We start from the raw sequence: 10,510 nt of genomic DNA on the forward strand, positions 1-10,510 counted from the left end.
TCTTACTCCGCCGCGACCATGTTCACGGGATCGCGGACGCCGATATCGTCGATGTCGGCCCTGTGCGAATATTGGTCGATGCGCGCTTCGATCTCGTGACGGAAATGCGCGATCAGCCCCTGGATCGGCCATGCCGCAGCATCGCCGAGCGCGCAGATTGTGTGGCCCTCGACCTGCTTGGTCACCTCGAGCAGCATGTCGATCTCGCGCTTGTGGGCGCGGCCCTCGGCCATGCGGGTGAGGACGCGCCACATCCAGCCCGTGCCCTCGCGGCACGGCGTGCACTGGCCACAGCTCTCGTGCTTGTAGAAATAGGAGATGCGGGCAATCGCGCGGATCAGGTCGGTGGACTTGTCCATCACGATCACAGCCGCGGTGCCGAGGCCCGAGCGCAGCTTGCTCAGACTGTCGAAATCCATCGGCGTGTCGATGATCTGCTCGGCCGGCACCATGCGCACCGACGAGCCGCCGGGGATCACGGCCTTGAGGTTGTCCCAGCCGCCGCGGATGCCGCCGCAATGCTTGTCGATCAGCTCACGGAACGGAATGCCCATGGCCTCTTCGACGTTGCAGGGCCGCTCGACATGGCCGGAGATGCAGAAGAGTTTCGTGCCGACATTGTTCGGACGGCCGATGCCGGCGAACCACGCCGCGCCGCGGCGCAGGATGTCCGGAGCAACGGCAATGGACTCGACGTTGTTGACGGTGGTCGGGCAGCCGAACAGGCCGACATTGGCCGGGAACGGCGGCTTCAGCCGCGGCTGGCCCTTCTTGCCCTCGAGGCTTTCGAGCAGCGCGGTTTCCTCGCCGCAGATGTAAGCGCCGGCGCCGTGCGCGACGTAGATGTCGAACGGCCAGCCGTTGACGTTGTCCTTGCCGACCAGCTTGGCTTCATAGGCCTGGTCGATCGCGGCCTGGAGATGCTCGCGCTCGCGGATGAACTCGCCGCGGACATAGATGTAGCAGGCATGCGCGTTCATCGCGCAGCTCGCGATCAGGCAGCCCTCGATCAGGAGATGCGGATCGTGCCGCATGATCTCGCGATCCTTGCAGGTGCCGGGCTCGGACTCGTCGGCGTTGACGACGAGATAGCTCGGCCGGCCGTCGGTCGATTCCTTCGGCATGAACGACCATTTCAGGCCGGTCGGGAAGCCGGCGCCGCCGCGGCCCCGCAGGCCCGACGCCTTCATCTCGTTGATGATCCAGTCGCGGCCCTTGTCGATGATGTTCTTGGTGCCATCCCAGGCGCCGCGGCGCCGCGCACCCTCGAGCCCCCAATCGTGGAGGCCGTAGAGGTTCTTGAAGATGCGGTCCTTGTCCTCGAGCATATCAGTGCTTTCCGATCAACGAATGGTCTGCTTGTAGGCAAGTCCGGCGGCGCAGACGGCGAAGGTCAGCGCCCAGAGCAGACTGGATTCCAGCGACGCGTTCAGGCTGAAACGCTGCAGCAGGAAAATGAAAGCGGCCGCCACGGCGGCGTGCAACGCGATGAAGCCCCACTTCTTCATGGCACCACTCCCCTGCACCGAAGGCTGCGAGAGACCACCCATCAGGTGCTCTCCTTCAGCGTGGTCGGCCCGGTGATCGGCGCCGAGAACTGGCGGCCGTTCTGCGGACCGGGCTTGGGCGGATTACCCGAAGCGAAACCGTCGAGCACCTTGCCGAAGCTTTCCTTGGTCAGGTCCTCATAAGTGTCCTTGCCGATCAGCACCATCGGCGCGTTCACGCAGGCACCGAGGCACTCGACCTCCTCCCAGCTGAAATTGCCGTCCTTGGACAGGTGGAAGGGCTCGTGATGGATGCGGTGTTCGCAGACGTGGATCAGATCCTCGGCGCCGCGCAGGCGGCACGGCGTGGTGCCGCAGACCTGGACGTGGGCCTTCTTGCCGACGGGGGCAAGCTGGAACATCGTGTAGAAGGTCGCGACTTCCAGCACGCGGATGTAGGGCATGTCGAGCATGTCGGCGATGACGCGGATCGCGGCTTCCGAGACCCAGCCGTCGTGCTGCTCCTGGGCACGCCAGAGGATGGCGATGACGGCGGAGGCCTGACGTCCCGCCGGATATTTCGCGATCTGCTGCTTGGCGAATGCGAGGTTCTCCTCCGTGAACGCAAAGCTCGCGGGCTGGACTTCCTTCGGTGCTAATCGGCGAACGGACATCTCTTCAATCTCTCACTGCATGCGGCGCGCTGTTTTCGCATTCAGGGCTTCGATCCTGTCCTGCCAAAATGCGCTTGCGGTGCCGAAAACGTTGTAGCCGACGTGGGTCGAGACCTTGATGCGGTCGAGGATCGACAGCTCGGTCACGGTCTCCATCCGGTTGCTGCGCGGATCGAACACGATCAGCTTCAGCGGGGTCTGCTCGAGGATGAAGCGCGACACCGCATGAGAGCGGTCGCTGCCGTGCTCCTCGCACATGATGACGCTGTCGGCCTGGAGCAGACGCGCGCCGCCCTTGATCGCCTCGATCTCGACGCCCTCGACGTCGAGCTTGATCAGGTACTTGCCGGTGCTTGCGACCTTGCCGTCCTCGATCAGATTGTCGAGTGCGATGACCGGCACCTCCTCACCGCCCGCGGAGGGATCGCCGGCGATGCTGAAGGCCTCGTGCTTGGTGCCCGACAGACGCGCGGTGCCGCGGCTGGCGCCGATCGCGCATTTCATGGTCTCGAAGCGATTACCGTTGACGCGGGCATTGTTGGCGAGCTTCGGATAGTTTTGCCCCGACGGCTCGATCGCGATCGCCTTGTGCGAGCCGAACAGCCTGCTCGACACCAGCACCGACCAATAGCCGTAATTGGCACCGCAATCGAGCAGCGTGTAGTCGACGTCGACGGAGTCGGCGAACAAGAGCTCGAGCTCGTCCTCATAATTGTACGAGCGGTTGAGCAGCTTGCTCCAATAGCCGTCGCCGTAAGGGAATTCGAACACGGCGTCGGGATTGAGCCTGATCGCGATGTTGCGCTCGGGCAGCGTCTTCCGCAGCAAATTCGCGCAGGCGATGTAACCCATATGCGAGAAGTGCGAGGAGATCTTCGATCCCGTCACCAGCGCCAAGGCAGCCGTCCGCTCCCACAGGTTGGCCCCTTCAAGGGCCCCCGAGGCGCGGTCAAACTGGATTGGCGCCTGCTGCCCCATCACCGATCGACCTCTCCGAACACGATGTCGAGCGAGCCGAGGATCGCCGAGACGTCGGCGAGCAGATGGCCGCGGCAGATGTGATCCATCGCCTGCAGATGCGCAAAGCCCGGCGCGCGGATCTTGCACTTGTAGGGCTTGTTGGTGCCGTCGGAGATCAGATAGACGCCGAACTCGCCCTTCGGCGCCTCGACCGCGGCATAGACTTCACCGGCCGGCACGTGAACGCCTTCGGTGTAGAGCTTGAAGTGATGGATCAGCGCTTCCATCGAGCGCTTCATCTCGCCACGGCGCGGCGGCGCGACCTTGTTGTCTTCGACGACGACCGGGCCCTTCCCGTCGGGCGCGTTCAGCTTCTGGATGCACTGCTTCATGATGCGGATGGACTGGCGCATCTCTTCCATGCGGATCAGGTAGCGGTCGTAGCAGTCGCCGTTCTTGCCGATCGGAATGTCGAAATCCATCTCGGCATAGCATTCATAGGGCTGCGACTTGCGCAGGTCCCAGGCCGCGCCCGAGCCGCGCACCATCACGCCGGAGAAGCCCCACTCCCAGGCTTCCTTCAGCGGCACCACGCCGATATCGACGTTGCGCTGCTTGAAGATGCGATTGGCGGTGAGCAACCGGTCGAGGTCGTCCACGACCTTCAGGAACGGATCGCACCAGGCCTCGATGTCGTCGACCAGCTTCTGCGGCAAATCCTGATGCACGCCGCCGACGCGGAAGAAGGCTGCGTGCATACGGCTGCCCGAGGCGCGCTCGTAGAACACCATCAGCTTTTCGCGCTCTTCGAAGCCCCACAGCGGCGGGGTCAGCGCGCCGACGTCCATCGCCTGCGTGGTGACGTTGAGCAGATGCGACAGGATGCGGCCGATCTCGCAATAGAGCACGCGGATGAGCTGACCGCGGCGCGGCACCTCGATGCCGAGCAGCTTTTCAGCCGCCATGCAGAAGGCGTGCTCCTGGTTCATCGGCGCGACGTAGTCGAGCCGATCGAAGTACGGGATCGCCTGGAGATAGGTCTTCTGCTCGATCAGCTTCTCGGTGCCGCGGTGAAGCAGGCCGATATGCGGATCGACGCGCGCGACGACTTCGCCGTCAAGTTCCAACACCAGACGCAGCACGCCGTGCGCGGCCGGATGCTGCGGACCGAAATTGATGGTGAAGTTGCGAAGCTGTTCGGGTTGCTCGTTCATGATCAGACCTTCGGTCCCGCTTTTTCATCCCCTGGAAGGACCGGATAATCGGCCCCCTCCCACGGAGACAAAAAGTCGAACTTGCGGAATTCCTGGTTGAGCCGGACGGGCTCGTACACAACCCGCTTCTCCTGGTCGTCGTAGCGGACCTCGACGAAACCGGTGGTCGGGAAGTCCTTGCGCAGCGGGTGACCCTCGAAACCGTAATCGGTGAGGATGCGGCGCATGTCGGGATGGCCGACGAAGAACACGCCGTAGAGGTCGTAAGCCTCGCGCTCGAACCAGTCGGCGCCGGGGAACACCTCGATCAGCGACGGCACCTGCGTGGTCTCGTCGGCCTGGGCCTTGAGCCGGATCCGCGCGTTCAGGGTCGGGGACAGGAAGTGATAGATCACGTCGAAGCGCTTCTCGCGCGACGGGTAGTCTGCGGCCGTGATGTCGGTGAAGTTGATGAAGCGGCAGTTCGGGTCGTCGCGGAGGTACTTGACCACCTCGACGATCTTGCTGGCTTCGACATCAACCGTCAGCTGGTTGAAGGCCACCGAATGACCGATGGCGGCGCCCGGAAGCGCGCTAACGATCGTCTGCCCCAGGGCGTCGAGCTTGGCGTCGTCCATGACGTAAAACCTTAGCGTTCGATGGTGCCGGTGCGCCGGATCTTCTTCTGCAGCAGCAGCACGCCGTAAAGCAGCGCTTCCGCCGTGGGCGGGCAGCCCGGCACATAGATGTCGATCGGCACGATGCGGTCGCAGCCGCGCACGACCGAGTAGGAATAGTGATAGTAGCCGCCGCCGTTGGCGCAGGAGCCCATCGAGATGACGTAGCGCGGCTCGGGCATCTGGTCGTAGACCTTGCGCAGCGCCGGCGCCATCTTGTTGGTCAGCGTGCCTGCGACGATCATCACGTCGGACTGGCGCGGCGAGGCACGCGGCGCGAAGCCGAAGCGCTCGACGTCGTAACGCGGCATCGACACCTGCATCATCTCGACCGCACAGCAGGCGAGACCGAAGGTCATCCACATCAGGGAGCCGGTACGGGCCCAGGTGATGAGGTCGTCGGTCGCGGCCACGAAGAAGCCCTTGTCGGACAGCTCGGAATTGACCTCGAGGAAGAACGGATCATTGGCCCCGACCGGCCGGCCGGTCGACGGATCCAGGATGCCCTTGGGGGCCGGCGCGATAGCCGGACCTGTGGACGACACGGGGTTCAATCCCATTCGAGTGCTCCCTTCTTCCATTCATAGGCGAACCCGACCGTCAGCACGGCGAGGAACACCACCATGGACCAGAAGCCGGTCGCGCCAAGCTTGCCGAACGCCACCGCCCAGGGAAACAGGAACGCCACCTCGAGATCGAAGATGATGAAGAGAATGGCGACCAGATAGAAGCGGACGTCGAACTTCATGCGCGCGTCGTCGAAGGCGTTGAAACCGCACTCATACGCCGACAGCTTTTCCGGGTCCGGCTGCTGGAACGCCACGACGAAGGGCGCGATCAGCAGCACGAGGCCAATGAGGCCCGCTACCCCTATAAAGACGACGAGTGGAAGATAGTTCTGCAGAATGCCGCTCATGGCGAGCCCTTTTTCCCGCAGCCTCGGGACAGCCACGGATTCGTCCGATTTGGAATTATTCTGAGCCTTAGCGCAGTGCACCAATGGGCGCAAGACACGCTCTTTTTAGGCCCTTTGCCGCCCCCAGAACGGTGAAAATCCCGGAATCACCCCGCGCTGGTATGGAGCAGATCGCCAAGGCCAGCAAGGGCGGCCACCGTTTTGCCGGGCAGCCGTTCTGAGATTGCGGCCGCGCGAGCCAAGGCAGCTTTTTGCCATGCATTGCACGAGAAAAGCACCTGGTTTTTTGGTGCGGCAGCGCACCCAAACCGAGCTGCGGCCGCCATTAGGCCCCGACTGACTGTCACCCCGGCGACATAATGCCGAGCGCCCCGGAGCAAAGACACCTATCCACAGGCGCAAGCGATCAGACGAGCCATGCATCGCGGCGGGACGGGCCTGCCTGCTGCGAAGACAACTCGGGCTTGCGATATATTGCAGCCCGACCGGTCGCGAGCGCGGCGGCGGCGACGTGGAGGGCCGTCGCGCGCGCCGCGCTCCGATGAGCTTCGGGCTGGGGGGGCATAGCCCGGGTGCTCATCTATCTCGTGGTGGAGGACCGGCGGCACCAGATGTCAGCCGCTCTCACCTGTCCTCACCATTTGTAGGAAACGCTGGCGGTGACGCGCCGGCGGTCGCCGTAGAAGCAGGAGGTGGTCGACGCGCAACTCGCGACATACATCTTGTCGGTCACGTTGATCACGTTGAGCGCCGTCCGCCAGTTCTGCCATTCGTAATGGACCGCGAGATCGCCGAGCACCACCGCGGGAACCTCGAGGGTATTGGCAGTGTCGGCCCAGGACGCGCCGATGTAGCGAACGCCACCGCCGAAACCAAATCCTTCCAGCGGTCCGTCCTTGAAGGTGTAGTCGGCCCAGCCCGAGACCAGGAGCTCAGGCGTGTTGGTCGGTGTCTTGCCGACGAGCGTCGGATCTAGATCCTTGCTGTTGAAGAGATGATAGGCCGTGAAGGAGCCGATGAACTTCAGCTCCTTCGTGGCATTGGCCACCGCTTCGAGCTCGATACCGCGCGAGGTCACCTCGCCCGTCTGGTTCTGCAGGACTGGAACGCTGCCCGGCAATGTCGTCGCGACGTTCTGACGGACCAGATCGAACGCCGAGACCGTGAAATAACCGTCGAAGCCTTTTGGCGCGACCTTTACGCCGATTTCGGCCTGCTTGCCGGTCTCCGGCAGAAACAGCTGGTTCTGGGCGTTGAGCCCGATGATCGGATTGTAGCTCGTCGAATAGGAGACGTAGGGTGCGATGCCATTGTCGAAATTGTAGATCAGCCCGGCGCGGCCGCTGAACCTGCTGTCGTTGCGGCTCCCGACCGTGGCGCCGGTGTCACGCGTTTCCTGCGTCGTCTCGACCCAGTCATTGCGGCCACTCAGCACCAGCGTGAAGTTGCCGAGCTTCATCTGGTCCTGAAGATAAGTGCCGGCCTGCTTCTGAGTGATCAGGAAGTTCCGGAACGGAGCGGCCGGCAGTGCGACCTCGGCCGCCCCATAGGCGGGATTGAAGACGTTGATCGCGGGCACGCCGCCCCCGAAGGCCTGGTAGTCGTCGATCTGGTATCCCTTCAGGTCGACGCCGAACAGCATCGTGTGCCTGACCGGGCCCGTATTGAAGCGATACTCGAGCTGGTTGTCGAGATTGGCCTGATTGGCAGTGTTCTTTGCATACCAATTGTACCGATTGAGCGTGGCCGTGTTGATATTGGCCCAATCGTTGCCGACATAGCCGCGGTAGGTAATGTCGACATGCGCAAAGCGGGCGTTCTGACGGAACGTCAGGTCCTCGGTGAGATTGCGCGCGAACTGATAGCCGAGCATCTCCTGCTCGCGCGTGAACTTGTCGACGCTGGGATCGCCGACGAAGAAGCTGGTCGGAATCTTGCCGAACGGTGCGTTGGTCACCGTGCCCTGGTAGGGCAGGAAGTTGATGCCGCGGGTGTCCTGCTTCGAGGCCGAGGCCAGCACCGTGAAGCTCGTGTCGGCGTCCGGCTTCCAGGTGAACGATGGCGCGATGAAGTAGTTGTTGTCGGGCGTGAAGTTGACCTGCGTGCCGCCGTTCTGGACCTGGCCGACCACGCGGGCGAACAGCTTGCCGTTCTCGGGGCTGGTCGCGACCGGCCCGCCGAAATCGAAGCTGACATAGGCGTTGCCGAAATTGTTGACGCCGGTCTCGACGTAGCGGATCGGCTCGGCGGGCGGCAACTTGCTGATGACGTTGACGATGCCGCTCGGGCTCGACCCACCGTAGAGCACCGCGGACGGACCGCGCAGCACCTCGACCCGCTCCATGTTCGGCGTCTGGAGCTTCCAGCTCGCATAGGAGGTGTAGAACAGCTGCATGCCGTCGAGGAACAGTCCGATGTCCTCGGACTTGAAGCCGCGGATCAGCCACCAATCGTTGCGGGTGTCCGTGCCAAACGTTCCCGCCCGCACACCGGCGGTGTAGCGCAGGACCTCATCGAGCTTGTTCGGCTTCTGGTCGCGGATCTGCTCGGCGCCGATGACGGACACCGACTGCGGCGTCTCGATGATCGGCGTGTTGGTCTTGGTGCCGGACGAGCTGCGACCCACGACGTAGCCGTTCACCGGGCCGCGCGGCGTCTCGACGAAGCCGACGTTGCGCTGCAGCTGCGGCCTGTTCCTGTTGGCAGTCTGCTCCGACGACCGCGGCGCGCGGCGCTGAGGGGTCGTGGCGGCGCGGCGGCGCGCTTCCGGCGCGGTGACGGTCACCGGCGGCAGGCTCGCTGCGCCACCCTGCGCGGACGATTGTGCAAGCGATGCCTGCGGCATCAAAACCCAAGCGGACGCGGTCGCCAACACGGCCGACCGCAGCATTCCCAGACTGTTCAACGCGCCACCCCGAAGCTGCATGTTCGATGCGTCATGCCGCCTGTCCCCGGACGGCATGCGCTCACCTGCGACGCTTATGGGAGGGCGCGAGAATTCCCTAATTGAAAGCTTCTTAGAAGGGCTCTTAGAAGGGATCCAACCTGTCGAGAGAGCGCTGCGAGATCAGCGTGCGTTCTTCTCGCTCTCGAGCATCTCGGCGGCGATCGCCGTGAGCCGATCGACTTGACCCAGCAGCGTGTGGAACTCGGCTTCGCTCAGCTGTTCCAGCAGGCGCCGGTTGCGCTCCTGCGCGCCGTCGACGATCGCATCATGCGCGGCGAGGCCCGCCGCCGTCAGCGAGATCAGCACTTCGCGGCTATCTTTCGGATTAGCCGATTTCACGATCAGCTTGCGCGAGAGCAGATTTGCCAGCGCGCGGCTGATCTGTCCCTTGTCCTGGCCGACGGCCTCGGCAAGCCGCGCCACGCTCATCGGCGGCCGGCGGCCGAGCGACGCGACGAGACCGAACTCGACCGAGGACAATCCGGTGAGGCGCTTGTAGCGCAGGATCGCACCGCGCTTGAGCAGATTGGCAAGCACCATCAGTCGCGACGACAGCATCACGGTGATCGGGGCCGACGGTTCGCTCTCGTCTGCGGGCGACGTCGCCCCGCCCCTGCTCTCGGTCTGGCTCATGATCCACCTCTGCCAAGAAAGCCCGAGCCTGCCAAGCCCGAGCCTGCCAAGCCCCGCCGCCCGCCTCATCAAATGCGACTAAGAGGCATTTGGAAGATCGTTGACATTGTCATCGAATTATCTTTCACTGGATCCAAGGCATCGAAAAGGCCCGGCCATCACGGCCAAAGCGGGAGGACCAGCATGACCATCACCCAGCGGGATCGTGATCTCGGCACGGCCTATGCGATGAAGCCGGCGCACACCCGCACCGAGCTGACCTCGGTCGTGCGCGGCACGCCGATGGGCGAACTGCTGCGCCGTTACTGGCACCCGGTCGGGCTCGTCGGTGACGCCACCGACACACCGAGGAAGGTGCGCGCTCTGGGTGAGGATCTGGTGCTGTTCCGCGACAAGCATGGCCGCGCCGGCCTCTTGCACGCCCGCTGCTGCCACCGCGGCACTACGCTCTACTATGGCAAGGTCGAGGAGGACGGCATCCGTTGCTGCTATCACGGCTGGAAGTTCGACACCGAGGGCCACTGCCTGGAGCAGCCCTGCGAGCCCGATGGCGGTCAGTTCAAGGACAAGGTGCGCCAGCCCTGGTATCCGGTCGAGGAACGCTACGGACTGATCTTCGCCTATATGGGCCCGGCCGAGAAACGCCCGGTGCTGCCGGCTTACGAATGCCTGGAGACAATGGACGACGGCGAGCTGGTCGAGGCCGATGATTCCTCGATCGGCGGCGGTGGCCCCGCCATCATCCCGTGCAACTGGCTGCAGCATTTCGAGAACGTGGTCGATCCCTATCACGTGCCGGTGCTGCACGGCTCGTTCTCGGGCCCGCAATTCACCAACATGATGGCGTCGATCCCGGAGGTGACGTTCGAGAAATCGCCGCGCGGCGTCCTCGTCCGCTCCGAGCGCAAGCAGGACGACGGCAAGGTGTTCTATCGCGTCAGCGAGGCCGCGCTGCCGACCTTACGCGTCGTGCCGAACCCGCGCGTCGCGCAGTTCGCCCGCGTCGAGTCGATCGGCTGGGGT

The 10,510-nt window shown here is 63.9% G+C and carries 11 protein-coding genes; 1 reads left to right on the plus strand and 10 read right to left on the minus strand.

From position 1 onward, the window contains the following. Nucleotides 1-2: 2 nt before the first annotated feature. From nuoF to IC66_RS0119665, 10 genes are all read right to left on the minus strand, one after another. A complete protein-coding gene (gene nuoF / locus IC66_RS0119615) occupies nt 3-1,328 on the minus strand; it encodes an NADH-quinone oxidoreductase subunit NuoF (RefSeq protein ID WP_028141460.1) in 1,326 nt (441 codons plus the stop codon). A gap of 15 nt (nt 1,329-1,343) precedes the next feature. Then, on the minus strand, nt 1,344-1,550 hold the full coding sequence (locus IC66_RS43520) for a hypothetical protein (protein ID WP_028141459.1): 207 nt from the start codon (nt 1,548-1,550) through the stop codon (nt 1,344-1,346). After that, nucleotides 1,550-2,161 carry an NADH-quinone oxidoreductase subunit NuoE gene (nuoE, locus tag IC66_RS0119625; protein ID WP_018320144.1) on the minus strand — a complete coding sequence of 204 codons (612 nt, stop codon included), beginning with the start codon at nt 2,159-2,161 and terminating at the stop codon, nt 1,550-1,552. The genes IC66_RS43520 and nuoE overlap by 1 nt, the downstream gene beginning before the upstream one ends. A 12-nt stretch (nt 2,162-2,173) precedes the next feature. Then, nucleotides 2,174-3,139, minus strand: a complete 966-nt coding sequence (locus IC66_RS0119630) for an FkbM family methyltransferase (RefSeq protein WP_038948736.1) — start codon at nt 3,137-3,139, stop codon at nt 2,174-2,176. Beyond that, entirely contained in the window at nt 3,139-4,335 is a 1,197-nt protein-coding gene (locus tag IC66_RS0119635) for an NADH-quinone oxidoreductase subunit D (RefSeq protein ID WP_038948737.1), read from the minus strand. The genes IC66_RS0119630 and IC66_RS0119635 overlap by 1 nt, the downstream gene beginning before the upstream one ends. 2 nt (nt 4,336-4,337) lie before the next feature. Beyond that, a complete protein-coding gene (locus IC66_RS0119640; RefSeq protein WP_028141456.1) occupies nt 4,338-4,952 on the minus strand; it encodes an NADH-quinone oxidoreductase subunit C in 615 nt (204 codons plus the stop codon). Nucleotides 4,953-4,963: 11 nt separating this feature from the next. After that, entirely contained in the window at nt 4,964-5,551 is a 588-nt protein-coding gene (locus IC66_RS0119645; protein ID WP_026202310.1) for a NuoB/complex I 20 kDa subunit family protein, read from the minus strand. Further along, nucleotides 5,542-5,907, minus strand: coding sequence for an NADH-quinone oxidoreductase subunit A (locus IC66_RS0119650; RefSeq protein ID WP_018320139.1), 366 nt, complete (start codon nt 5,905-5,907; stop codon nt 5,542-5,544). Before IC66_RS0119650 ends, IC66_RS0119645 begins: the two co-directional genes overlap by 10 nt. A 634-nt stretch (nt 5,908-6,541) precedes the next feature. Then, on the minus strand, nt 6,542-8,797 hold the full coding sequence (locus IC66_RS0119660) for a TonB-dependent siderophore receptor (protein WP_038948738.1): 2,256 nt from the start codon (nt 8,795-8,797) through the stop codon (nt 6,542-6,544). A gap of 177 nt (nt 8,798-8,974) precedes the next feature. Next, nucleotides 8,975-9,487: a MarR family winged helix-turn-helix transcriptional regulator gene (locus tag IC66_RS0119665; protein ID WP_038948739.1), complete on the minus strand. Its 513-nt coding sequence runs from the start codon at nt 9,485-9,487 to the stop codon at nt 8,975-8,977. A 183-nt stretch (nt 9,488-9,670) separates the two neighbouring features. Between IC66_RS0119665 and IC66_RS0119670 the strand changes: the two genes are divergently transcribed. Further along, nucleotides 9,671-10,510 (plus strand): Rieske 2Fe-2S domain-containing protein (locus IC66_RS0119670; protein WP_038948740.1); only part of this gene is annotated, 840 nt, incomplete at its 3' end.

It is taken from the genome of Bradyrhizobium genomosp. III (genome assembly GCF_000261705.1).
Taxonomy (GTDB): domain Bacteria; phylum Pseudomonadota; class Alphaproteobacteria; order Rhizobiales; family Xanthobacteraceae; genus Bradyrhizobium; species Bradyrhizobium ottawaense.